The sequence below is a fragment of the Collimonas sp. genome, from assembly GCF_035566555.1.
Taxonomy (GTDB): domain Bacteria; phylum Pseudomonadota; class Gammaproteobacteria; order Burkholderiales; family Burkholderiaceae_D; genus Collimonas.
In genome coordinates this window covers 123,895-147,446 of the sequence record NZ_DATMRB010000007.1, presented here as the reverse complement: position 1 = coordinate 147,446, position 23,552 = coordinate 123,895, and the positions used below count along the sequence as shown (strand labels likewise).

The window sequence follows — 23,552 nt, the reverse complement described above, 5'->3', positions numbered from 1 at the left end:
CACTCGTTGTCGCCCCCATGCTCACACCAAATATCATCGTTAAAACAAATCCATCTGTGGCGTCGGCTTCCGTTCCAAAGGCAGCTGCGGAGGCCTGAACCGAGAGCTGTCCAGCTTGGAGAACGAGCCGCGCTGGACCAGCCCGCAACGCGCCGTCGCTTTCTTGTAGCGCTGCCGCAGGAGATCGGCCCAGATGCCTTCGCCGCGCATGCGCGTGGCGAAATCCGCATTGTAGTCGGCGCCGCCGCGCATTTCCCGGATATGGTTCATGACCCTTTTTGCGCGATCCGGAAAATGGGCATTCAGCCAGTCCTGGAACAAGGGATTCACTTCCCACGGCAGGCGCAGCACGATGTAGTTGGCGCACACCGCGCCGGCCTCCGCTGCCGCTTCGATAATCCGTTCCAGGTCCGGTTCGTTGATGAAGGGGATCAGCGGCGCAATGCTGACGCTGACCGGGATGCCGGCCTCGGCCAAGGTCCTGATCGTACGCAAACGACGCGCCGGCGCAGCGGCGCGCGGCTCCAGCGTGCGCGCAATGGCGGGGTCGAGCGTGGTGATCGTGACCGCCGCCACTGCCTGGTTCTTGGCCGCCATCGCCGCCAGCAAGTCGATATCACGCTCGATCAGCGACGACTTGGTGATCAGCGCCAGCGGATGCTCGCAATCGTGCAAAACCTGCAAGATGCGGCGCGTCAGCCCGAACTCGCGCTCGCACGGCTGATAGGCATCGGTGTTGACGCCGATGGCGATGGTGGCCGGCAGGTAAGACGGCTTGGCCAGCTCGCGCAGCAACAGCTGCGGCGCATTCACCTTGGCAAAAATCCGGCTCTCGAAATCCAGGCCCGGCGACAAGCCCAGGTAGCTGTGCGTGGGCCGCGCAAAGCAATAGATGCAGCCGTGCTCGCAACCGCGGTAAGGATTCAGGGAAACGTCGAACGGCAGATCCGGCGACGCATTGCGGCTGAGGATGCTTTTGGCCTGCTCCTCGGTCACGATGGTGCGCACCGGCGGCGGCCCAAGCGTCTCATCCTCGCCCTCGCCGCTCCAGCCGTCGTCGAAATCCTCGCGCTGGTCGGTTTCGTAGCGGCCTTGCATATTGCTGGTCGCACCTCGGCCTTTGCGCACCACGGCGACGCCCTGGAACTTGATTATCTGTGGAGAACGCTTAGCTTGACTGTCTGACATGGCAACACCAATTACTGTATATATATACAGTATATTAGCGTAAATCAGCTTATTTGCAACAACGAAGGATGCCGGCTGCACGGAAGCTAACGCAAACGACATATAGATCATGTCCCTTGCGTATTCAGGCAAGATATGAACAGGGTGGGCCCCATCGACAAAGGCGCCCGCCCTTTTTACCTCTCGACGACGGAGCTTCCAACCGTCACGTCAAGGCTGCTACTTAATTCTCGTAAATATCCAACTTTGTGCGCAGGCCTCGCGCAGTGGTTTTCACACTCGCTGCATTGCTTGCCGATTGCTATCTCGAATGGCTGTGTTCGTTCGAATCAAACAAATGGCATTGATCCTCCATCACGTCAACCGCAATAGCCTGGTGTAGACGCACCTCTGGATTGCCATATACCTTGATCACGAGCGGCAGCGGCAAGCCGATGTTCAAGTGGATATAGGTTTCGCTGCCGAGCCGCTCGACCACCTCGATCTCGCCGGGAATTGCGCCATGTTCGGACAAGGTCAGATGCTCCGGCCTGATGCCGAGGGTGACGGCCTCGCCCTGTTTGAGCGAACCTGAAGCAGGCGTCCTGACCTTCAATTGGCGCTTGTTCGCCAGCAAAATAGTCGAACAGGCGTCATTCCCTTGGGTGATCGCCTCGGCTTCGATGAAATTCATCTTTGGCGAGCCGATGAAACCGGCGACAAAGCGGTTGGCCGGCCGCGTGTAGAGCTCCAGCGGCGAACCGACCTGCTGTACGATGCCGCCGTCAAGCACCACGATCTTGTCGGCCAGCGTCATCGCTTCTACCTGGTCATGCGTCACATAAATCATGGTCGTGCCAAGCTGCTCATGCAGGCGCGCCAGTTCGATCCGCATCCTGACACGCAGCTCCGCATCCAGATTCGAGAGCGGCTCGTCAAACAGGAAGACTTTGGGATCGCGCGCGATGGCACGTCCAATCGCTACCCGCTGGCGTTGGCCGCCTGACAGCGCTTTAGGCTTGCGATCGAGCAGCGTTTCGAGCTGGAGAATCGTTGCCACGTCGCGCACCCGTTGCGCAATCTCAGCTTTGGTCTTGCCTGCCAGACGCAGCCCGAAGCCCATGTTTTCCGCCACTGTCATGTGCGGGTACAGCGCATAAGACTGGAACACCATTGCCAGTCCGCGCTTGGCCGGTGCGATATCGTTGGCCAGCTGGCCATCGATCCACAGCTCCCCGCTGGAAATCGATTCGAGGCCGGCAATCATCCGCAGCAAGGTAGATTTGCCGCACCCGGAAGGGCCGACAAAGACGCAAAACTCGCCTTCGCGAATATCGAGGTCCACGCCTTTCAGCACCTCAACCTGCTCATATGTCTTTCTTATATCTTTCAACACCACCGAGACCATCTTTTCTTCTCCACGTTGCTTTATATTTAGCGAGTCTTCAGTCCATCATGTTTTGCTGCGCCAGCCTACTTCACGCCGCCCATCGTCATGCCGCCTATCATCCGTTCCGACAGGAAGAGATACAGGATCACGGTAGGAACCGTAACGATCGTGACGCCGGCAAACAGCGAAGCCCAGTCGCCGCCGGAGTACTGCATGGAATTGATGAGTGCATAGAGTCCCAGGGACAAGGTCCTGTTCTCAGGACTGTTGATCAGCACCAGCGACAGCTGGTACTCGTTCCATAGCCAGACGAAGTTCAGCAAAGCCACGGTCGCCACGCCCGGCATGGCCAAAGGCAACATGACATGCCAGAAAACCTGCCAGTCGCGGCAGCCGTCCAGGATCGCCGCGTCTTCCAGTTCATGCGGCAACGAGGAAAAGAAACTCGTCAATACATAAACGGTAAACGGGATCGACAGCGCAATATAGACGACGATGAGACCGGTCAAGGTATCGGCCAGGTGGATATAGGATAAGGTCACGAAGAGCGGCACGAACAGCAGCGGCACAGGAATTCCCATGCCGACGATAAAGAAATTCGTGATCCCTTCCCTGCCGCGGAAGCGCGACCGCGAAAGGACGTATGCCGCGGGCGTGGCGACGATCAGCAGCAGGATGACGGACAGGCACACCACCACAATACTGTTCGAAAAATAGACGCCGAACTGGTTGGTGGTCCAGACCTTCACAAAATTATCGATGCTCCAGGTATCCGGAAGGCGCCAGGGAAACTTGAAGAGGTCACGGTTTTTCTTGAAAGAGGCAATCACGACCCAGGCGAAGAAGAACACCGTAAACAGGCTAGACACAGCGAGCAGCAAGTACGATATGGCTTGCGCAACGCTGAGGTTGCCGGTCCAGCGCGCTTTTTTCGACGACGAGATCCCAGGCTGGCCAGGAGTTTGCTGTAAATGGCTCATGTCAGTACTCCAGCCGTTCGCGCCGCATCAGGCGCCTGCATGCCAGCACGATGACCGTCGTGACCACCAGCATGACAACGCCAATCGCCGTGGCGTAGCCGAGCGCGTAGATCGGCTGGCGCTGGCCGAAGCCCTGGACATACAGGTAGATCGCGGTGGTGTAAAGATTGCTGTCGATATTGGGGCCGCCAAAGGCATATGGAAATTCCATGGTCTTCAAGGCCTGGATCAGCCACAGCACATAGGTGATGGCCAGCACATCCCAGATCATCGGCAAGGTGATGTGGCGGAATGTCTCGACATGGCCGGCGCCGTCAAGGCGCGCGGCCTCGTAGATATCGCTGGGTATCTTGTCTGCTCCCGCCATGATCAGGATCATGAAGAAGCCTGAAGAGAGCCAGACCAGCCCGAGCAGCATCGACCAGAACACGTTTTCCGGGGCGGTCCATGCAATGCCGGCCAGCGTATCAAGCTGCAAGTGCTTCAGCAGGCTGAACAGCAGGCCATAGCGCGGCATGAACAAGAAGGACCAGAAACTGGTGATGGCGACCACGGCGACAATGTTCGGCATGAAAATCGCCGCCCGAAACAGCTTGCGCCAGCGGATCCCTGAATTGATCATCATGGTGTAGCCGAACGCCAGCAAGAACACGGCAACGCCGCCGATCACCATGATCAGCAGCGTGTTGGCGCCGGCCTTCCAGAACACCTCGTCGCCCAGCAGCTTGGCGTAATTGCCCAGGCCGACAAAGCGCCTGGCGTCGCTGAAACCGGAAGTATCAAAAAAACTCAGCACGATGGCTTGTATCGCCGGGGCGATGACAAATCCTATATAGAAGACCAGCGCAGGCAGCAGAAACAAGCCAATCATCCGCTTTCGCATCATTTAGCGTCGCTCCGCTGGTTCTGTGCGACTGCCTGGCCGCTGGCGCGCGCATTCCAGTATTCCTTGGTTTTAGCCTGCAGCGTTTTGACAAAATTTTCCGGCGTGATCTGGCCAAGGAACATCTGGTTGTGCAAGGGCTCGAAGATCGTGGCGTAAAAATCCGGCAGCTTGGTCTGCATGCCGCCGACCAGCGGCGTCAGCGCGGTCGCCTTGCTGGCCTGGGCATATGCGGAAGCAAGCGCACCCGGCCATTTGACGCCTTGGCGCGTCACGCCGACGTTGCCGATTTCGGCGATGGTTTTTTGCGAAGGCTCGCTCAGCACGAACTTCAGGAAATCGATTGCCTGCGTCGTATTCTTCGAATTCTTCAGCACCACAAAACTCAGCAGCGCCGCCTGCAGATCAGTCGCCTTGCCGACGCCGCCCTTGACTGTCGGGAACGGGAAACTGCCCCATGCGAAATCCTTGCCGGCCGAGTCGGCCAGCTCGGTCGGCAGCCACGAGCCCACCAGTTCGGCTACCGTCTCGCCCATGGCAATGGTCTGCTGCCCCTGCGGGTATTGAAAGCCCCTGGCGTCGGCACTGATGCATTTCTTGTCCCACAGTTCACGCTCCATGCCCGAAGCAGCAAGGATTGCCGGATCCGCCCATGCCGCGCCGCTCTTGTCGTCGAGGATTCTGGAAATGGCGCCGGAGCCCTTCAGCCGTTCCACCAGATAGGAAAAATAGAGCGCGTTATAGGATGCGACATTGCTCTCGATCGCCAGCCCGTCGAGCTTCTTGGCCTGGGCTTTTTGACACATCGTCAGCAGCTCGTCCCATGACTGCGGCACCGCGGCGGCGATCTTGGTCAAGGCATCCTTGCTGTACCAGAAATTGACTGTGTTATAGATATACGGAGCCTGGTAAGGCTTGCCGTCCTTCAAGAACAGATCTACCGTCCCTGGCATCAAGACATTGCGCAACGCTACCGAATCGCCCGGCGCCTTGGCATCGAACAGCGTATTGAGCGGGAAGGCCTGGTTTTCGCGCACCAGGCCGGCGGCAATCTGGTCGGCGTCCTGGTCGACCAGATCGATTTGCGAACCGGCGGCAATCGCGCCGCGGACCTTGGTCTGATTCTGCCGGCCGTTCCATACCACCTGGAAAGTCACGCCCGGATTCGATTTTTCGTAGCGGCCGATAATGGTCTTGAGTGCTTGCGCTTGCGGCTCAGCCTCATTCCACATCGACCAATACACCAGCCTGGTCGCGGCAAATGCCGGTTGCGCCGTCAGGCACACCATCAATGCCCCCATGATGTGCGTTGCTACTCTACGGTTTAGCTTTAACATCGGCTCATCTCCCCCTGAATTGCGCCCGCCCGGGGGTATCCCGCGGCGCCAGCACATTGTTGTAAAAATACGGTGCTGATAGCTGTGGCGCGGGGGCTGATTGCCCTTCCCGCCATGCCTCCTCAGTGCCGGAATTAGCCGAATATCAACGGCATATGCGGCTATCGCATATCTCAGAGCAATTGCGATACACCCGGTCGAATCGTAAATTATTTACATAAATAGTCAAATTAAATTTTGTAACCGACTAAAAGTCGATGATTTATCGATAATTCACGATTTTATTTGGTGATTATATTTTTCTTGACCACATTAAAGTAAATAATTTACACTCAAATCAGCGCCGAGAATGCGCCAGGCATGCCGGATCATGCGCGGCAAGGACAACCCACAAGAGGTAACACAATGATTGCTGTGCGCGAAAAAACCATCCTGATAACCGGCGCCGGCGGCGGCATCGGCCAGGCGCTTTGCCAGCTCTTCGGCAGTGAAAAAAACCGGATCATCGTCCTTGACCGCGACCAGGACGCGGTTGCCGCCGTGTGCACTGCCCTGCACGCGCAAGGCGCCACCGCTACCGGAGCGGTGGCCGACATCACTGTCATGGCAAGTGTCATGGCCGCGCTTGAGCCGGCCATGCGTGAAACCGGCCCGGTCGATGTGCTGATCAATAATGCCGGCGGCCTGACCGGCCTGTCGAGTGGCGCGTCTCTGAGTCTGGGAAAAATGACGCCTGAGGTGTGGGCGCAAGACGTCGCCCTCAACCTGAACGGCGCCTTCCACTGCGTTGAGGCGGTGCGGCAAGGCATGATCGCCCAGGGCGGCGGCGTCATCATCAACATCGGTTCCGTAAATTCGCTGATGACTTTTGGCTGCCCGGCATACAGTGCGGCCAAGGCTGGCCTGGCCAGCTATACGCGCGCGCTGGCGACCGAGTTCGGGCAATACAACATCCGCGCCAACACCATCCTCCCCGGCACCGTGCGCACCGATGCATGGGAAACCATGGAAAAAAACAACCCGGGCGTGTTCGAGCAGCTCTTGAAGTGGTATCCATTGCGCCGCATCTGCACGCCCGAAGACGTCGCGCACGCTGCCTACTTCCTGGCATCCGACGCCGCGCGCACGATCACCGGCACCGAGCTGGTGCTGGACGCCGGGCTTACCGCCGGCAACGGCGTCATGGCCGCCGAAATCACCTCCGCCGCATTCTGAGCACCGGCAACATGATACAAGCGACACATCAACCCCTGCGGCTGGAACCGCTGGAAAGCTCCTGGCTCAACAGCCAGTTCAAGGGCTGGCCGCTGGGGGCCACGGCACTGCGTGTGCGCGATATCGCCGAGCAGGGGTGGAATGCCCTGTGCGAGGACGTCGGCTTGCCTATAGCCGCCGACAGCGGCTGGGCCATCGAAAAGCTGAGCGAGCAGCAGGCGCATATGCGCGTGCCCGCAAGCTGTCCCCTCGCCGTGGGCGACCTGGTCGGCTGCGGCATTTCCCATCCTTACAGCACATTTGACAAACGGCAGTGGATCGCTCTAGTCAATGACAATTATGATGCCGTTTCCGCCATCCGGACCTTTTTTTGATCATGACATTTTCCGACACCTCTTCCGACCTGTTCAACCTGATCCGCTCGCGCCTGCCCGAACTGGCGGATGCGCAACAGCGCGTTGCGACCACGATCCTGAACGACCCCGAATGGGCCATGCAAGCGCATGTCTCGGAAATTGCCCGGCGCTCTGAAGTCAGCGACCCGACTATCGTGCGCTTCTGCCAGGCGCTAGGCTTTCGCGGCCTGCGCGACTTCAAGCTGCGCATCGCGCAGCAGGTCGCGCTTGGCAGTTCCGCGCTGCACCGGACGGTCACTGCAGACGATTCCGCGGCAGAACTGATCGGCAAAGTCTTGCATAGTTCGGCCGACATACTGCTCGACGTCGAACGTCAGTTATCGCCTGCCCTGGTCGAGCAAGCCATAGAAAAACTTGCCAATGCGACGCGCGTGGATTGCTACGGCGCCGGCACCACCTCCGGCTACATTGCTGCCGACACGCAAGGCCGGCTGTTCCGGCTGGGACTGAATGCGCAATCGTATACAGACGCCAACATGCAATTGTTTTCGGCGGCCACGCTTGGCAGCAATGATGTGGTGATCGCGGTTTCCCATTTCGGACGCATGCCGTTCTTGCTGGAAGCCGTGGCCGTTGCCCGCGAACAGGGAGCCACGGTGATCGGCATTACCCAGCCCGGGACTCTGCTGGCAAGCGCCTGCGACCTGCCCCTCACATTTTCCCTGCCACCGTCGGTCAACGTCTACGTCGGCAGCGACTCATGCGTCGCCCACCTGTCGATCCTGGACGTGCTCATCGTTGGCGTCGCCTTTCGACGCGGCGCGGCCGGCGTCGGCCAGCTCAAGCGCTTGCAGGATATTCTTTCTCCGCACGGGCTGGACGTTTTTCCGCAGCCTAAAAACAAGAAAAAACCTTAGCCATGAATACTTTGACCCCGAGCCACGCTGATCACCACCTTCTTATCCGCGGCGGCAGCATCGTGGATGGCACAGGCAAACCAAGATATCAGGCAGACATCCGGATCGTCGGAGATCGGATTGCCGAAATCGGCATGGACTTGCCGGTGTCCGGCGCCGCCGTACACCAGGCGCATGGCCAGATCGTCTCGCCAGGCTTTATCGACGCCCATACCCACGACGACCAGGCGCTCTTGTCGACACCGGAAATGCTGCCGAAAATCAGCCAGGGAGTGACCACGGTCATCATCGGCAACTGCGGCATCAGCCTTGCGCCGCTGGTGCATGCCAACGCGCCCTCCCCGCTGAGCCTGCTGGGCGGTACCGACAAGCACATCTATCCAACCATGCGTTCGTATGTCGAGGCCGTCAGAGCGGCCGGCCCTGCCATCAATGCCGCCGCACTGGTCGGCCACTCCACACTGCGTGTTTCAGCCATGGCCGATCCTTATGGCGCAACCAGCGACGCGGAGCTGGCGGCCATGTGCGCCCTGCTGGAAGAGGCCATGGCCGCAGGCGCCGCAGGCTTCAGTTCCGGCCTGTACTATCCGACAAATTCTGCCGCAACCATCGACGAAGTAGTCGCGCTGGCGACGATCGCGTCGAAGGCAGGCGGCATCTACGCGACGCACATGCGCAGCGAGTTCGAAGATATTCTCGAAGCAATGGACGAGGCTTTTGCAACAGGGCGGCGGGCGGACATCCCAGTCATCCTGTCGCATCACAAGTGCGCCGGCCATGCAAACTGGGGCCGCACGGTCCAGACCCTGGCGAAAATCGACGATGCCCGCCGCGAACAGCGCGTCGCCTTGGACGCCTACCCCTATATCGCCGGCTCGACCGTGCTCGACAGCAATTACGTCGACGACATCACCGACATCATGGTGACCTGGTCAAGCTCGCACCCCGAAATGACCGGACGTTACCTGGGTGCGATTGCAGCCGAATGGCGCTGCACCCAGAAGGAAGCCTGCGATCAGCTCCAGCCAGGCGGCGGATGCTATTTCCAGATGTGCGAAGAAGACGTCCAGCGCGTGCTCTCCTATCCGCATACGATGATCGGCTCCGATGGATTGCCGCACGACCAGCATCCGCATCCGCGCCTGTGGGGAACCTTCCCCCGTGTGCTAGGCCATTATTCGCGGGACCTGGGGCTATTCTCGCTGGAAGAGGCGGTGCGCCGGATGACAGGCCTGCCAGCCGCCGAATTCCGCCTGCGCGACAGAGGACTCCTCGCTCCCGGAAAATTCGCAGATCTTGTGGTATTCGACCCGGCCCGCATCAAGGACCGGGCGACCTTCGAAGCCCCCTTGCAAACGGCGGACGGCATCGACCTTGTGATTGTCAATGGCCAGGTTTCCTACGAATCGAAAACTGGCGTGACAGCGCGCCGCAGCGGACGCTTCCTGAGCAGGCACGGCGCCGACGTCCACAAATAATAGGGCGTTTCCCAAGGAGTCCGATCCTGCATGAGCGTATCGGCTTTCATGAATCAATATTATTTGTCGGCCAAGCCAGCTAAATGAAACATGAATTAGCCGCCCGCCGGGACGGCTCCACAACGTCAGCCATCGGATCGCCGGCTGACCATTAAAGAGGGAAATAAATGAAAGCTGAAAATCTGAAAATCGGTAATCACGACGGCCTCTGTCGACCAAAGCTAGTCCTTCAAAAAGTCGCCGGATGCAAACAGGGTGGAAGCGCGGCACTGCTCATTGGCTTGCTGGCGGCGCTATCCGGCCACGGTGCGGCGGCCACCACGCCTTTGATTTCGCAATCGGTTGTGGGCGGCGCACAGGGACAAACCCTATTCGCCGCAAGGCCGCCAATGGGTTTCACCACCTGGGCCCGTTTCATGTGCAATGCCCAGGCTGCGTTGCCGGCCGCTACGCCGCTGCCGGCGAATGCGCCTCTCAATCAGGATCTTGGCAATCCCAGGAAATCACACTACTCGTTCCAGCATTTCATGCTCGACCAGGCGCAGGCCTTGGTCGACACCGGATTGAAAGATAAAGGTTATACGCAACTGAATGTCGATGACTGCTGGATGGACAAGGAAGAACAAGGCAGCGCCCACGCTCTCCAGGGTGGACGGGCATGGGTGTATGGCAACTGGTGGACCCTGAATAATCCGTCTCAACCGCAATCCCCGTCCAATAACTACAGTAATTTTCTGCAAGCGAATCAGCCCGGATTTGACAGTGACCTGAGCAATTATGTTGCCTACATCCATAACCTGGGAATGAAGGTCGGCCTGTATAGCAGTTCCGGCCAGACAACCTGTCAGGTCTATCCCGCTTCCGGCGGCAATGAATCAAATGATGCTGCCGCGTTTAAAAAATGGCGGATAGATTTTTTAAAGTATGACAACTGCGGCGCAGGCGGTGGCGGAACCAAAGCGAACGTCCAGACGATGGCTGCGGCACTGGCCGCCAAGCCGGCCGCCGGCAATAGCCCGCAAATTCTATTCGACATTTCACTGCCTGCAGCGTTTGACCAGCAAAGCTCGCAGTTCTATGACGTCATGGATTTCGTCCGCGGCTACGGGCAAATGTGGCGCGTCAGCGGCGACATCGCAAATTATTCGGTTGACCCGGCAACCGGTTACGCAGTAGACCCGTGGACCACATCGGGCGGCTATGACGCCGGCATTTATCCCAGCTTCCGGCAAGCGGCAAATCTTGCCCGGTATGTTGCACCGGCACGCTGGAACGATCCCGATCAATTGCTGATTGGCGACAACGGGCAAACTGCCGACGAAGAACGTAGTCAATTTGCGTTGTGGTCGATCCTGGGCGCGCCCCTGATTCTAAGTACCGACATCAGGAAACTGACGACCGCCAACCTGAACGACATCGGACACGCTCCGATGTACAACGCGAAGGAGCATCTTGACGATCATTTCCGCTCCGCGCTGAAAACTCTTTCCAATACAGAAATTATCAAGGTGGATCAAGATCCGCTTGGAGCCGGCGGCTATATTGCCTGGCAATCTGCCGCGGCCGCCGATTCTGGAATGGACATCGTGGTGAAGCCACTTAACAACCGCGATACCGCAGTTGTCATCTTGAACAAGGGGGCAAGCCCGTCGCCCGCCGCAACGTTCAACCTGGCCACACTTGGCTATCAGACGGCCGGAACCGCGGGCACGAACGTGGTCATCAAGGATCTTTGGTCGGGGACCAGTGTTTCTTCCGTCGCGAATACGTTCAACGTACCGTCCCTGCCGGCACACGGCAATGCCATGTATCGGATATCGGTCAGCGTTAACCGGGCCGCCGCCGGCATCGCGCCGACCGGCCCCATATTCGTCAACGAAGCGACAAACCTTTGCCTTTCCGGCCATGGCGACGGCAATTCACTCACAATTGAAAGCTGCAACGGCGGACAACAGCAAATATGGCAGCGAGATTTGAAAAATCACCGCATCTGCCTGCTTGGACAAGCGTCCTGCCTGACTGCAGATAGAGGGCAGGCAGTATTGGCAAAACTAGACTTGACAAATCAGGGCCAGGATTTTACTTATTATCTCAACGGCATGCTGGTCAATGCCGTTCCGGCCACTGGAGCAGCAGTTCCGCCATATCCGCCAATTGGCAGCACACAATGCCTGGATATTTCTTACGGCCGGCTCACGCCTGCTTCGACGGTCGCGATTTATTCATGTAACAGCGGTGTCCCGCCTACGGATCAGACAATTCCGGCGCAGATAAACCAGCTCTGGTCGGCACCTGGGGCTTCTGACAAATCTGCAACGGCTTCTACCAGCTAGTTCGAAGCAGGCTCGACCACATTTTTGGTGTGGTCGAGCACTCTCGCGGCCAGCGAGCTTTCACCTCTTCATTGCAAGGCCTGCAGCAACAGCTGCCGCACCGCCGCCGTCATCTGCGGCTGGCGTTCGCCCTCGATCATTCCGATCACGCGTGCCGGCGCGCGGTAAGGCAAAGGCAGAACTGCCAGCGCCGGATCGCGCATCCAGTCGGCATGCTTCAGCAGCGGCAGAATCGCGATGCCGACGTTCTGCCGCACCAGGTCGACGATGGCCGCCACCGAATTGACTTCCATGATCTCATCCGGCTTCACCCGCAGCCGCCGCAATGCCTGCTCGATCTTGGCGCCGGTCGGCGCCTGGCGCTTGAAGCGGATGAAGGGCTGGCTTTTCAGCAGCGGCGTCACCTCGGCGCGCGGTCCCGCCACCCTTGCACTGGCGACCAGCACCAGCGGCTCTTCATACAAAGGGGTCCAGCGCATGCCGTCGGATGCTTCGCGCGTGACCTCGACCACGATGGCGGCGTCGATGGCGCCGCTGCGCACCTGCTCGGCAAGGTCGTCATTCGGACCAAGCAACAGCCGCACCTTGAGCGCCGGATAACGCTGCTTCAGATGCACCAGGTTTTCCGACAGAAAACCCATGGCCGAGATGATCGCACCCACGGTAATCGCGCCGGCCAGTTCTGCTCCGGCGTCCGCATCGGCGAGCATGGCTTCATACGCAGCCAACACCCGTTGCGCATGCGGCACCAGGTCGCGGCCGGCGGAATTAAGCTTGATGACGCGGCGCGAGCGGTCAAACAGGCTACGCCGGAATTCGACCTCCAGTGCGCGCATCTGCTGGCCGACCGCGGCCTGGGTCAGAGCCATGCGGTCGGCGGCTGCGGCAAAAGAGCCATGCTTTTCGACCGCCAGGAAAGTACGCAGAAAACGGATCGTGCTCAATGGCGCCACCTTGCCTGAAAGTTTTATTGGTTACATAACCTAAACCTTTTCTTTAGCTACTGCAAACTAAAATAAACTAGTCTTTTTCCAAAGCGAGGATGACAATATACAGCTTCCGCTCAGCAAGCAATGCCGCCGTAGCTGTCCCTACAAGAACGCGCCGAGCAGAGAAGTTCACCCAATACTTATATCGCCGGAGGTCTTCCGCATGCATTTTCCCGCCATCTCTCGATTCTTGTCCTGTCAGGCTTTGGCGCTGACCGTCATTGGCATTGCAGCCATCATCCCGGCTACTGCCCAGGCCGCAGAAAGCTGCGAGGCGCTGGGCAAATTCCAGAAAGCCAGCCTTGTCATCAGTTCCGCCAGCGCCCAGGCCGCCGGCGCATTCCAGATCCCCGGCAAACCGGAAAACGTCAAGGCCAACGCCGCGCTCCCTGCGTTTTGCCGAGTGGTCGGAACAGTCGCGGCGGGAAAAAATTCAAGCATCGGCTTTGAACTATGGATACCGCCGGCGGCGGCGTGGAACGGCAAGTTGCTGGTAGTCGGCAACGGCGGCTATGTCGGCGCAATTCAATATCACGAACTGGAGCCAGCCATCCGGCGCGGTTACGCGGTCGTCTCCAGCGACAGCGGACATGTCGATACCTCAGCCTACCGCCATGAGACCCTGCAGTGGGGCGCCGACCATCCCGAAAAGATCGCCGACTGGGCCGAGCGTTCCACCCACGTTGCGGCTGAAGCAGCGAAGGCGCTGGTCAAGCAGTTTGAAGGCAGGAACGCCGGCAAATCCTACTTTTTCGGCTGCTCCACCGGCGGCGGCCAGGCGCTGATGGCGGCTCAGCGCTACCCACAGGATTTCGACGGCATCATCGCCGGCGCACCCGGCTTCCGCCGCAGCGGACTGAACGAGGGCTTTCTCTGGATGGCGACGCAAAACATGAAATCGGCGGCCGGCTATATTCCTCCGGCCAAACTGCCCTTCATCAACCAGGCTGCCATCGCTGCCTGCGGCGCCGGCGACGGCGTGATTGACGATCCGCGCCGCTGCCGCTTCGATCCGGCGGCAATGCAGTGCAAGAACGATGTCGACGGGCCGTCCTGCCTGACCGGCGCGCAGATCGCCACGCTCAAGAAAATGTACAGCGGCGCGGTCAACGCCCGCAGCGGCGAACAGGTCTATCCGGGCTGGCCGGTCGGCAGCGAATTCGGCTACGCCGGCGGCTGGGGCTATGCCATCGAAGGGCCGCAGCCGTTCCGGCTGGAATTTTTCCGCGACTGGGTATTCAAGGACAGCCAGTGGGATTGGCGCACTTTCGACTGGGACAAGGACCTCGGCATCGTCGACGCCGTCATCGGCCGCACCGTGGACGCGACCGATCCGGATCTGAGCGCCTTCAAGAAACATGGCGGCAAGCTGATCCTCTATCACGGCTGGGCCGACCCGATCGGCAACGCCTACGACACCATCAACTACTATGAAAAGATGGCAGCCAAGACCCACGATGCGCCAAGCTTTGCGCGGCTGTTCCTGATGCCAGGCATGGGCCATTGCCGCGGCGGCGTCGGACCGAACGCATTTGACGCCATCGGCACGCTGGATCAATGGGTCGAAAGCGGCCAGCCTCCGACCAAGATGATCGCGCTGAAATCGGCCGCCACCGATGGCACCGGCGGCCTGGCGAGCGGTGCGCCGGAGCAGGCGCAAGGCAAGACCCGGCCCATCTGCGCCTATCCGCAGACAGCAAAGTATCGCGGCCAGGGCAGCCGCGACGATGCCGCCAGTTTTGTTTGCAGCAAGCCGCTCTAGTGTCGTGTCCTGCCTCATCTGGCGGGAAGATCGCTAAAGATTTCGATAGCCGCTTGCCGCCCGCTGTAGTCCAATCATGTCATCAATATCCTGGCATGCTGTCTCCCGGCGGGCCGGGATGCTGTAATCTATCGGGACGGCCAGCAAGATTTACTGCAAGAATGGCAACACATGTCAATCGATGTGCGCTCTGGCCGGACGCACGATAAAAGCCGCGGGATAAACATGCCGGATGTCACCGTCGATACCTTGCTGAATACGCCGACGATCGCTGTCAGGGACGTTTGCTGCCTCGGCACTTGCAAGCACAGAAGCGCAGCGGAATGCGCCAGCGCCACGCAGCTGGTGTTTCCCTACCGCGGCGTCTACATGCGCCATGTCGGCAGCGACAACGCCATCGCCGACGCCAACCAGGTGCTGTTCTTCAATGCCGGCCAGGAGTACCAGGTCAGCCATCCGGTGGCCGGCGGCGACGCCTGCCTCTCGATCTCGATCGATGCCCCCCTGCTGCTGGAGCTGATGCCTGCGGAATTATTGGAAACACGGCAAAAGCCTTCCTTCAAACGTCAGCAGCAGCGCATCGATCCACGCGCCCAGGCGCTGGTGGCGCTGCTCAGGCACAGCTTGCGCAACGGCGCCATCGAAACGCTGGAAGCAGAGACCCTGATGTTCACGCTGGTGCGGCGGGCCATGGGCTTGAATGCCAAGTACGCTTCCAGCGCCAGCCATGGGCAGCGCAAGCTGGCCGAAAGAACCAAGCTGGTGCTGACCAGCGATCTGTCGCGGCGCTGGACGTTGGCGGAAATCGCGGCGGAAACCGGCGGTTCTCCGGTTTACCTGACGCAGGTATTCCAGCAGGTTGAAGGCATGCCGCTGTATAAATACCAGATGCAGCTGCGGCTGGCGCGCGCGCTCGATCTGCTGCACCAGTACGACGACCTGTCCGCCCTCGGCCTCGACCTCGGATTTTCCAGTCACAGCCATTTCAGCGCGGCCTTTCGCCAGGCCTTCGGCAGCTCGCCGTCTGCCTTCAAGCAAACCGTGGCACAGCGTTAGCGCGCAAGCCTGGCCGACGCACATTCGTCCGCGCCATGTCACTAAAGAATTCGATAGCCGCCTTTTCCCCCGCGTAGTCCAATGCACTTACCCGGCTTTCGGGTATTTCTGGAGACGCATCATGAACGAACAAACCTGCGCTGCATGCGATTACCCACTGGACAATGCCAGGATCCTGGTCTACATCGGCGGCAAACCGGTCGAAGTCTGTTGCGAGGAATGCGCGACTAAACTGCGGCAGGCCGAACAATCGGCCAAGGCTGCCCAGCGGTCAGATGGGAGCTGAACAGGGAAATGCGTGAGCACTGGAGCTCGCTCCGATAACCGGATTTTCACAGAAGAGAGATCAACGATGATGAACCACAAAGAAAAAGCAGAATACTTCCACCAGCTGCATATCCCCCGCCAGCCCCTGGTGCTGTTCAACATCTGGGATGCCGGCAGCGCGAAAGCGGTGGCCGCAGCGGGCGCCAAGGCCATCGCTACCGGCAGCTACTCGGTGGCCAGCGCCTACGGCTACGACGATGGCGAGAATGTTCCTCTCGATACGGTGATCGCCAACCTGGAGAGAATCGTGCTGTCCACCGACCTGCCGGTCACCATCGATCTCGAGAGAGGCTATGGTGAAACGGCAGACGAGCTGGCCGCATCGATAGAACGGACCATTCGCGCAGGCGCAATCGGCTGCAATATCGAGGACAGTCTGCCAGGAGACGGGAAATTGCGTTCAGTCGAAGCACAGGCGCAGAGGATCCGTCAGGCACGGATAGCCGCCGACGGCCAGAAACTGCCTTACTTCATCAATGTGCGCAGCGATGTATTTTTCCAGGGTCTGCCGGCAGAACAAAATGAGGCAATACTAGCCTGCGCAATCGAACGCGCCCAGGCCTATGCCGAAGCCGGCGCCAACGGCATCTTCGTGCCCGGCCTGGCGGACGAAAAACTGATTGCGCGGCTGGCGGCTGCCTCGCCGCTTCCTCTCAACCTCATGGTCAATGAAAGGACGCCGTCATTGAAAAACCTGGCGGAGGCCGGCGCTGCCCGCCTCAGCTACGGTCCGGATCCCTATCTGCGCATGATGAAGGCGCTGGGAGCCGCGGCGAGGGATGCGATCTCCATCCAGCATTGAAACAAGAACGGACGTAGGGTGGGCACGCGTGCCCACGCGGACTTGCCGCATGACGCGTGGGCAGAAAACCTGCCCACCCTACCCCACTGCCTTTAGCCTACCTTGGTGAACTTCCAGCTCTGATTGCCGCCGCCATTGTCGTCCCACAGCGTGATGGCGGAGACGTTGCTGCTGCCGTAGCTGGTGGGCGAGGTGCCAGAGTTATTGTCGTCGATCACACGTCCGCTCTGCACGCCGCGGATGCCGTAGCTGACGCCATCCGGGCGCGGCACCAGCGCGAACTGCTGGTTGGCGCCGCCATTGCCCTGCCAGATTTCCAGCGCTGTGCCGTTGGCAGTCTGCTGGCCGGTCACGTCCATCACCAGGCCGCTCTTGATATTGGCCAGCTGCCAGGAACCGTTGCCGGCGATGGTCAGGCGCCATTGCTGCTCCTGGCCGCCGCTGGCAGCGGCAATGCCAAGCCGGGTTCCGGCAGCGGTGCCGCCCTGGTAGCTTCCCAGCATCAGGCTGCTGATCGCGCTGGTGATGGTATACACGCCATTGTTGACGAGGGCGGGAATAAAGCGCCACTGCTGACTGAACGGCCATTGCTGCGTCGGATCGTCGGCCGCGTTGACCACGATATTGGCGACCGCGCCGGAGGAAGAAATGGTGGTCGCAGATTTCGAGGCGCCGTTCACATCCAGCAACAGCCGGCTTTGCTTGACCGTCAGGGTGTAGATGCCAGTGCTGACGCCGCTCGCCTGCCAGCTCTGGTTGGCGCCGCCATTGGCGCCATACAGGATCACCGATGACCCCGCCGTTGAACTGTTGTTGGCTACGTCCAGCACCGTACCGCTGCTGGCGTTGGCGATCTTCAGGTTGCCGTAGCTGTCAGTGGTGACGGTCCAGCCTTGGCTGGCCGCCGCGCTGAGCGGCTGCAAGCCGGGATAGGTGTAAGTAGAACCCGCCACCGCCGGCAGCACGTCAAGATACAAGCCGCTGTTGACGTTTTGCAGGAAGTAAGTGGTGTTGACGACCGGCGGCGGCACCGCGGCGCTGCTGACCGGGCTGGTGATATTCTGCGGTAAGGCGCTGCTGCCATAGAAACTCAGGCCGCCGGCGTTGCCCTGGGTTAATTCAAACACCACGATGGCATTGCTGCCGCTGTTGAGCCATACGCCCGGGCAGTACAGGCGCGTCTGCGGACCGGCCGCAGGCCAGTAGCGGCCGAGGTTGCGGCCGTTAACGAATACATAGCCGGTACCCCAGGCCGACATGTCGATATACATGTCTTGCGGTGTCGCGATGCTGATGCTGGCCTTGGCGAAAAAGGGCTGGCCAGCCGCCGGCGCCGCCGTGCTGAAAGCCAGCGCGGCGATCTGGCTGGCCGACAGCGGCGACAGCGTCATGCTCCAGTTGGCGAGTGCGACGCCGTTGGCGTAGACATTGCCGGACAGGCCCTTGCCCTCTGCATTCATCCCTGCCGCGCCATAGTTGACACGGCCGAACGGCAGACAGACGATCTGCAGCGTAGCGTTAGACGCCGCATTGCTGATCGTCAGCGAAGTATTCGCCGCCAGCGCGCCATTGGCAATCGTGCTGAGCACCGCCCCGGGCACCCGCACGCCGTTGACAAAAGCCAGGGCATAGTCAGGCGCGCGGTCAAAGGTGATCTTGATGTTGCCGCCGGCGGCCGGCAGCGTGGTCTGGTAGACCGCGACCCCGGAGGGATAGATGCCGGCGCCGGCCGGCTGGTTCTTGTTGAGCGCCAGCGCCATCGCTTCCAGCGTTAGCGGCTGCGCATTCTGGATATTCAGGCTCATGCCGGACAGCAAACTGCTGAAACTCAGCTGGCTGGCTGCCACCGCTGCCACGTCGCCGTCATTGATATGGGCGATGCCAGCTGGCGCGCCGGCAAATGGAACGCTGTAGGAGGCGTTGGCGACATACGCTCCCTGGATCGGATAGAAGTTGGGATTGGCGGCGCCGGACTCGGACACCGGCGCGCCATAGTCGTACGAAGTCATCGGCGGCTGGCAGGACGAATCGCTGACACCGTTGGCGCCGGCGGTGAAGCCGAAGTTGGTGCCGCCGTGCGCAACATACAAGACAAAGGAGCATTTGGCAGTGGTCAGGGACGTGACCTGGTTGACGAAATCGCCCACGTGCACGGTTTGCTTGGCGTCCCCCCAGGCGCAAATCCAGCCCGGATAGCATTCCGCGCCAAACGCGCCGACCCCGTAATTGCTCGCGGCTGTGACATAGTTGCCGGCCGAGGAACCGTCCGCCGTCATGCCATACGCAGTATTCGCCGGCAAGGTGATGTTGTTGTTCTTGAAGCCGCTGGCCCAACCGTCGCAGACGCAGAATTTTTCCGCATAGCCCAGCGCCGTCAATTGCTGCGCGATCGCGTTCGGGTAAGTGCCATCGTCAGGTGACCAGGAAGTGTATTCATTCTCCACCGCCACCAGCATGATGGGGCCGCCGGCCGACAGCGTGCGGCCTTTGACCACATTGTTGTACAGCGCGCTGTTCCACTTGTTGACCGCCGCCATGTAATTGGGGAAATTGCCGCGTATCTGCAAATTGCCGGACCCGTCGCGGAACTGCGGATCGGCCAGCATGCGCGGCGGCAGTCCGCCGAAATCCCATTCGGCGCACACGTAGGGCCCCGGACGCAACAGCACCCACATGCCATTCTGCGCGCACAGGTCGATGAAGTGGCCGATGTTCTTGTCGGCCGAGGTGAAGTCGAATGTGCCGTCGGACAATTCGTGGAAATTCCACATGACGTACAGCGAGATCGTGTTACAGCCGAGCGCCTTGATCATCTTGATGCGGTGGTCCCAGTACTGGGACGGCACGCGCGCCGGATGGATTTCGCCGCCGAAGAACTGGAACGCCGCGCCATCCATGAACCAGTTGCCGCTGCCGTTCCAGCTCAGGGAATGATTGCCGCCGCTGGCGAACACCGCATTGCCGCTGCCCGCCGCTGCAGCCGCCAGCGCCTTCGCCGTCGGCGCGCCAGATGAACTGCTGTCGCTGCCGCCAACACCGCAGGCGGTCAGCAAGGGAGTGACTACGGCATAGCCCAGAAAATCTCTTCTCTTCATTGCAGGTCTCCTTTTTATTGTCGCGACACTGCGCATGCCTTGCAAATGTAAAACCAGACTGCAGCAGCGCCGTGGTAACAATCAAGCGCCCATGGCAATGCCGGCACGCGGTCCCGATGACTGCAGATAGTAGTCAGGGTGCGGCAATCAATCCAATGAATTTTTGCTGCGCATGAATACCGGTTTCGGCATCGTTGCCGGTTGCGCTGCAACAAACAGCAGCAGGCGCCGGCTGCTTCGCCGGCCTGAACCAAGGGGATACGCGCGTGACGTCGCAGCGCTCAGGAAAGCGCCGCCGGCTGTTGCGTCAGCCGGCTCTCACAGCGGCTTGCGCCAGACGCTCGCCAGCCATGGCTGCTGTTCGCGCGGCAAGCCGGCAGGCCGGTAGTAATGCTCCAGTTCGACGAATCCGGCAGTCGTCATGAAGCCCTGCCAGGCAGCGAGATCGTGATAGCTGCCGTAGCGCCCGTGATTCCAGCCTTCTTCATTGCTGCCGCGCGGGTTGGAGCTGAACAGCACGCCGCCGGGCTTGAGCGCGGCATGGAACTGCAGCAGCACGCGCGGCAGTTCCTGGCTCGGGATATGGAACAGCGCAGCGTTGGCGAAGATACCGTCGAAGCGATCGCCGGGAAGATCCAGATGAAGAAAGTCCTGATGCCAGACCTCGCAGCCGCTATCGGCACGCGCCATATCGACGAAGCGGACAGCGCCCTCGACGCCGATGGGCGTGTGGCCAAGCTTGCTGAAGGTGCGCAGATCGCGGCCCGGACCGCAGCCGACATCGAGGATGGTGAACGGCGCGGCGCCGTCGATATGGCGCAGCAAGGCGGCGATATTCTGGCTGACGTCATGGTCGCGCGTGCCTTCGCGGAAATCTTCGGCGCGCAGGTTGTAATGCTCCAGCGTGAGAGCGGCAATTTTTTCCAGGTCGGCGGGCAAGAGGTTCATGAGACGTACTGTAGCGCATCCGGACAGGAGGCGTCCAGCGGCGGGCAGCACCAGCTTCCCCCGGTGGCACTACAGGCGAATCCGCAAGACCCGCAAAACATGCAGCAATGGCAGGCAAAGGAAAATGGCCATGGCGCTGCTGGCAACGCTCCAGCCCAAGGCGTAATGATAGTCGCGTGGAATGGCGTGCAAGGACAAGGCCATGCCGCGCACCAGTCCCAGGAAAACGAAATGCGCTGGGAAAATGATCAGTGTGTTTTCCGAAAGCCAGTTGGCGATTCTCGATGCTGGCAATAATTTTGCGATTGCCAGCGTCGCGCCGATCCCCAGCAGCGAAACCGGCAGGTAGAGCGCCGGCCGGGAACCGAAATACATGGTAGCGAGGTCAACCTGGTCATTCAAGGAGCCGGCCCAGACCAGCAGCAGCGATGCAAACAGCCCGAGCAGGATCAGCTGCCCGATCCCGGCCCTGCCGAACCAGCCATGCTCGCGCGCCAGCTGCCCGAGCGCATAAAAGGACAGCGCCACCCACATGCTGTCCAATCCCAGCAGCAGCCTGTAGGACGGCTGATTGCAGAACAGCGTGACGGCAATCCCGAGCGCGACGAAACAGCAAGCCGCAACTGCCGCCGTCAGCCGCTTGCGTACCAGCTGGTACAGGATGGCTGTCATGATCAGACAGGGGAAAAACCAGAGCGGCGGATCGATATAGAGATCCGTCTCCAGGCCGGTCAGCAAGCCGATGAGAGGCTGATACCAGGCGCGGCCGGCCGACAATATGGCTTTTTCACCGATATTGCGGGTAAGCAGCCAGTAGCCGAAGGCGAAACAGAAAAAGAAAAGATAAGGCACGGCCAAGGTCCGCAGCGTTCTCTTTACATTGCCATGCACGCTCTGCTGCAGCTTCTCCGGCTTGAGCAAAAAACCTGAAATGAAAAAGAACAGCGGTACGTGAAAGCTGAATATCAGCCGCGTCAGGTACTCCGGCAAGCCCTTGCTATGGCCGATGACGATCAGGACGATGCCGATTGCCTTGGCGTTGTCGATGAATACATGGCGCCCGGACGGATCATTGGCGGGCGGTCGCTGATCGTGCATCGGCAAAACCTTCATCTAGACGGTGGCAGGGAACGGCAAGATCGCATCCGGTTTGGCGCTCAGTATTACGCGCATGAATTCGGATTGAATCCGCGCCAGCGCCTGTTCCGACTCCGCCTCGAAGCGCATCACGATCACCGGCGTGGTATTGGACGAGCGCGCCAGGCCGAAGCCATCGGCATATTCGACACGCAAGCCATCAATCTTGATGATCTCTTCTGATCCGGGAAATCTCGCCTCGTCCTGCAATTTCTCGATCAGTGAGAAGTTCTCGCCTTCCGCCAGTTCCAGTTGCAGCTCCGGCGTGCTGGAGGATTGCGGCAAGGCGTTCAGCACTGCCGACGGATCGCTTTCCCGGCTGAGCAGCTCCAGCAGGCGCGCGCCGGCATACATGCCATCGTCAAAGCCATACCAGCGGTCCTTGAAAAAGACATGGCCGCTCATTTCGCCGCCCAGCGGCGCGCCGGTTTCACGCATCTTGGCCTTGACCAGCGAGTGACCGGTCTTCCACATCAGGGGCTTGCCGCCATGCCTGGCGATCCACGGCGCCAGGTGGCGCGTGCATTTGACGTCATACAGGATTTCGCGGCCCGGGTGGCGCGTCAGCACATCGGCGGCAAACAGCATCAGCTGGCGGTCCGGATAGATGATCTGGCCGTCTTTGGTGACCACGCCAAGGCGGTCGCCATCGCCGTCGAAGGCCAGGCCGATTTCTGCATCGGAATTCTGCAAGGCGCGAATCACATCCTGCAGGTTTTCCGGATGGGCAGGATCGGGATGATGGTTAGGGAAAGTGCCGTCCACTTCGCAAAACAGTTCCTCGACTTCGCAGCCGAGCGCACGGTACAGCTCGCCGGCAAACGCACCGGCGACGCCGTTGCCGCAATCGATCACGATCTTCATCGGCCGCGCCAGCCTGACATCGCTGACAATCCGCTGCAGGTAGGCATCCTTGATGTCGTGCCGCCGGTAACTGCCGTTGCACGCGGCCACGGTCGCCCCGGCGCTGCCATTGGCGATGGCTTGATAAAGCTGCTGGATAGTCTCGCCATGAATCGCTTCCCCCGCCAGCACCATCTTAAAGCCATTGTAATCGGGTGGATTATGGCTGCCGGTGACCATGATGCCGGACTGCGCGCCAAGTACATGGGTCGCGAAGTACACCATGGGAGTCGCCACCACGCCAAGGTCGATGACGCCCACGCCGGCATTTTGCAAGCCCGTGACCAAGGCGGCGCTCAGTTCCGGTCCTGACAACCTGCCGTCGCGCCCGACAATCACGACGCTTTCGCCTTTGGCGCGAGCAGCGATGCCGAAGGCCCGGCCGATCTGGCGCGCAATCCCTTCATCGAGCGTGGCGCCGACGACGCCGCGAATGTCATAAGCCTTGAAAATGGATCTGGATAATTGCAGCATGTT

The 23,552-nt window shown here is 60.1% G+C and carries 19 protein-coding genes; 9 read left to right on the top strand and 10 right to left on the bottom strand.

The features are described from left to right. Nucleotides 1-39 precede the first annotated feature (39 nt). From VNZ65_RS01505 to VNZ65_RS01485, 5 genes are all read right to left on the bottom strand, one after another. On the bottom strand, nt 40-1,188 hold the full coding sequence (locus VNZ65_RS01505) for a PA0069 family radical SAM protein (protein ID WP_325665362.1): 1,149 nt from the start codon (nt 1,186-1,188) through the stop codon (nt 40-42). Between the two features lie 301 nt (nt 1,189-1,489). Continuing rightward, complete coding sequence (locus VNZ65_RS01500) at nt 1,490-2,575, bottom strand: sn-glycerol-3-phosphate ABC transporter ATP-binding protein UgpC (RefSeq protein WP_325665360.1); 1,086 nt, start codon at nt 2,573-2,575, stop codon at nt 1,490-1,492. Between the two features lie 65 nt (nt 2,576-2,640). Beyond that, nucleotides 2,641-3,537 carry a carbohydrate ABC transporter permease gene (locus VNZ65_RS01495; RefSeq protein ID WP_325665358.1) on the bottom strand — a complete coding sequence of 299 codons (897 nt, stop codon included), beginning with the start codon at nt 3,535-3,537 and terminating at the stop codon, nt 2,641-2,643. Between the two features lies 1 nt (nt 3,538). Continuing rightward, nucleotides 3,539-4,408 carry a sugar ABC transporter permease gene (locus tag VNZ65_RS01490; RefSeq protein WP_325665356.1) on the bottom strand — a complete coding sequence of 290 codons (870 nt, stop codon included), beginning with the start codon at nt 4,406-4,408 and terminating at the stop codon, nt 3,539-3,541. Between the two features lie 11 nt (nt 4,409-4,419). Then, complete coding sequence (locus VNZ65_RS01485) at nt 4,420-5,757, bottom strand: ABC transporter substrate-binding protein (protein ID WP_325665354.1); 1,338 nt, start codon at nt 5,755-5,757, stop codon at nt 4,420-4,422. Nucleotides 5,758-6,162: 405 nt separating this feature from the next. On the opposite strand from VNZ65_RS01485, the gene VNZ65_RS01480 reads away from it, so the two are divergent. The 5 genes from VNZ65_RS01480 to VNZ65_RS01460 all read left to right on the top strand — a co-directional run bounded on the left by VNZ65_RS01480 (nt 6,163) and on the right by VNZ65_RS01460 (nt 12,056). Further along, on the top strand, nt 6,163-6,972 hold the full coding sequence (locus VNZ65_RS01480; protein ID WP_325665352.1) for an SDR family oxidoreductase: 810 nt from the start codon (nt 6,163-6,165) through the stop codon (nt 6,970-6,972). An 11-nt stretch (nt 6,973-6,983) separates the two neighbouring features. Further along, nucleotides 6,984-7,346, top strand: coding sequence for a hypothetical protein (locus tag VNZ65_RS01475; protein ID WP_325665350.1), 363 nt, complete (start codon nt 6,984-6,986; stop codon nt 7,344-7,346). A 2-nt stretch (nt 7,347-7,348) separates the two neighbouring features. Continuing rightward, entirely contained in the window at nt 7,349-8,245 is an 897-nt protein-coding gene (locus tag VNZ65_RS01470) for a MurR/RpiR family transcriptional regulator (protein WP_325665348.1), read from the top strand. A 2-nt stretch (nt 8,246-8,247) separates the two neighbouring features. Next, nucleotides 8,248-9,723: a D-aminoacylase gene (locus VNZ65_RS01465; protein ID WP_325665346.1), complete on the top strand. Its 1,476-nt coding sequence runs from the start codon at nt 8,248-8,250 to the stop codon at nt 9,721-9,723. Between the two features lie 167 nt (nt 9,724-9,890). Then, entirely contained in the window at nt 9,891-12,056 is a 2,166-nt protein-coding gene (locus VNZ65_RS01460) for a hypothetical protein (RefSeq protein ID WP_325665344.1), read from the top strand. Between the two features lie 68 nt (nt 12,057-12,124). Here the strand turns inward: VNZ65_RS01460 and VNZ65_RS01455 are convergent, their stop codons facing one another. Next, nucleotides 12,125-13,000: a LysR family transcriptional regulator gene (locus tag VNZ65_RS01455; RefSeq protein ID WP_325665342.1), complete on the bottom strand. Its 876-nt coding sequence runs from the start codon at nt 12,998-13,000 to the stop codon at nt 12,125-12,127. A gap of 208 nt (nt 13,001-13,208) precedes the next feature. On the opposite strand from VNZ65_RS01455, the gene VNZ65_RS01450 reads away from it, so the two are divergent. The 4 genes from VNZ65_RS01450 to VNZ65_RS01435 all read left to right on the top strand — a co-directional run bounded on the left by VNZ65_RS01450 (nt 13,209) and on the right by VNZ65_RS01435 (nt 16,992). Next, entirely contained in the window at nt 13,209-14,807 is a 1,599-nt protein-coding gene (locus VNZ65_RS01450; RefSeq protein WP_325665340.1) for a tannase/feruloyl esterase family alpha/beta hydrolase, read from the top strand. A 225-nt stretch (nt 14,808-15,032) separates the two neighbouring features. Then, nucleotides 15,033-15,863 (top strand): AraC family transcriptional regulator, encoded by an 831-nt coding sequence (locus tag VNZ65_RS01445; protein WP_325665338.1) that lies wholly within the window; start codon nt 15,033-15,035, stop codon nt 15,861-15,863. Between the two features lie 121 nt (nt 15,864-15,984). Further along, nucleotides 15,985-16,149, top strand: a complete 165-nt coding sequence (locus VNZ65_RS01440) for a hypothetical protein (protein ID WP_325665336.1) — start codon at nt 15,985-15,987, stop codon at nt 16,147-16,149. Nucleotides 16,150-16,215: 66 nt separating this feature from the next. Beyond that, nucleotides 16,216-16,992: an isocitrate lyase/phosphoenolpyruvate mutase family protein gene (locus tag VNZ65_RS01435; protein ID WP_325665334.1), complete on the top strand. Its 777-nt coding sequence runs from the start codon at nt 16,216-16,218 to the stop codon at nt 16,990-16,992. Between the two features lie 92 nt (nt 16,993-17,084). Here VNZ65_RS01435 and VNZ65_RS01430 read toward each other — a convergent pair whose 3' ends face one another. From VNZ65_RS01430 to VNZ65_RS01415, 4 genes are all read right to left on the bottom strand, one after another. Then, entirely contained in the window at nt 17,085-20,087 is a 3,003-nt protein-coding gene (locus VNZ65_RS01430) for a beta-galactosidase (RefSeq protein WP_325665332.1), read from the bottom strand. A gap of 318 nt (nt 20,088-20,405) precedes the next feature. Next, on the bottom strand, nt 20,406-21,035 hold the full coding sequence (locus VNZ65_RS01425; RefSeq protein ID WP_325665330.1) for a class I SAM-dependent methyltransferase: 630 nt from the start codon (nt 21,033-21,035) through the stop codon (nt 20,406-20,408). A 69-nt stretch (nt 21,036-21,104) separates the two neighbouring features. Then, nucleotides 21,105-22,133: an acyltransferase family protein gene (locus tag VNZ65_RS01420; protein WP_325665328.1), complete on the bottom strand. Its 1,029-nt coding sequence runs from the start codon at nt 22,131-22,133 to the stop codon at nt 21,105-21,107. Between the two features lie 15 nt (nt 22,134-22,148). Then, nucleotides 22,149-23,549, bottom strand: a complete 1,401-nt coding sequence (locus tag VNZ65_RS01415; protein WP_325665326.1) for a phosphomannomutase/phosphoglucomutase — start codon at nt 23,547-23,549, stop codon at nt 22,149-22,151. Nucleotides 23,550-23,552: the final 3 nt, after the last annotated feature.

Excerpts from the sequence above, each read along its gene's own strand:
- VNZ65_RS01505 (WP_325665362.1), bottom strand. The coding sequence starts at position 1,188 with ATGTCAGACAGTCAAGCTAAGCGTTCTCCACAGATAATCAAGTTCCAG.
- VNZ65_RS01500 (WP_325665360.1), bottom strand. The coding sequence starts at position 2,575 with ATGGTCTCGGTGGTGTTGAAAGATATAAGAAAGACATATGAGCAGGTT.
- VNZ65_RS01495 (WP_325665358.1), bottom strand. The coding sequence starts at position 3,537 with ATGAGCCATTTACAGCAAACTCCTGGCCAGCCTGGGATCTCGTCGTCG.
- VNZ65_RS01490 (WP_325665356.1), bottom strand. The coding sequence starts at position 4,408 with ATGATTGGCTTGTTTCTGCTGCCTGCGCTGGTCTTCTATATAGGATTT.
- VNZ65_RS01485 (WP_325665354.1), bottom strand. The coding sequence starts at position 5,757 with ATGTTAAAGCTAAACCGTAGAGTAGCAACGCACATCATGGGGGCATTG.
- VNZ65_RS01480 (WP_325665352.1), top strand. The coding sequence starts at position 6,163 with ATGATTGCTGTGCGCGAAAAAACCATCCTGATAACCGGCGCCGGCGGC.
- VNZ65_RS01475 (WP_325665350.1), top strand. The coding sequence starts at position 6,984 with ATGATACAAGCGACACATCAACCCCTGCGGCTGGAACCGCTGGAAAGC.
- VNZ65_RS01470 (WP_325665348.1), top strand. The coding sequence starts at position 7,349 with ATGACATTTTCCGACACCTCTTCCGACCTGTTCAACCTGATCCGCTCG.
- VNZ65_RS01465 (WP_325665346.1), top strand. The coding sequence starts at position 8,248 with ATGAATACTTTGACCCCGAGCCACGCTGATCACCACCTTCTTATCCGC.
- VNZ65_RS01460 (WP_325665344.1), top strand. The coding sequence starts at position 9,891 with ATGAAAGCTGAAAATCTGAAAATCGGTAATCACGACGGCCTCTGTCGA.
- VNZ65_RS01450 (WP_325665340.1), top strand. The coding sequence starts at position 13,209 with ATGCATTTTCCCGCCATCTCTCGATTCTTGTCCTGTCAGGCTTTGGCG.
- VNZ65_RS01445 (WP_325665338.1), top strand. The coding sequence starts at position 15,033 with ATGCCGGATGTCACCGTCGATACCTTGCTGAATACGCCGACGATCGCT.
- VNZ65_RS01440 (WP_325665336.1), top strand. The coding sequence starts at position 15,985 with ATGAACGAACAAACCTGCGCTGCATGCGATTACCCACTGGACAATGCC.
- VNZ65_RS01435 (WP_325665334.1), top strand. The coding sequence starts at position 16,216 with ATGATGAACCACAAAGAAAAAGCAGAATACTTCCACCAGCTGCATATC.
- VNZ65_RS01430 (WP_325665332.1), bottom strand. The coding sequence starts at position 20,087 with ATGAAGAGAAGAGATTTTCTGGGCTATGCCGTAGTCACTCCCTTGCTG.
- VNZ65_RS01425 (WP_325665330.1), bottom strand. The coding sequence starts at position 21,035 with ATGAACCTCTTGCCCGCCGACCTGGAAAAAATTGCCGCTCTCACGCTG.
- VNZ65_RS01420 (WP_325665328.1), bottom strand. The coding sequence starts at position 22,133 with ATGCACGATCAGCGACCGCCCGCCAATGATCCGTCCGGGCGCCATGTA.
- VNZ65_RS01415 (WP_325665326.1), bottom strand. The coding sequence starts at position 23,549 with ATGCTGCAATTATCCAGATCCATTTTCAAGGCTTATGACATTCGCGGC.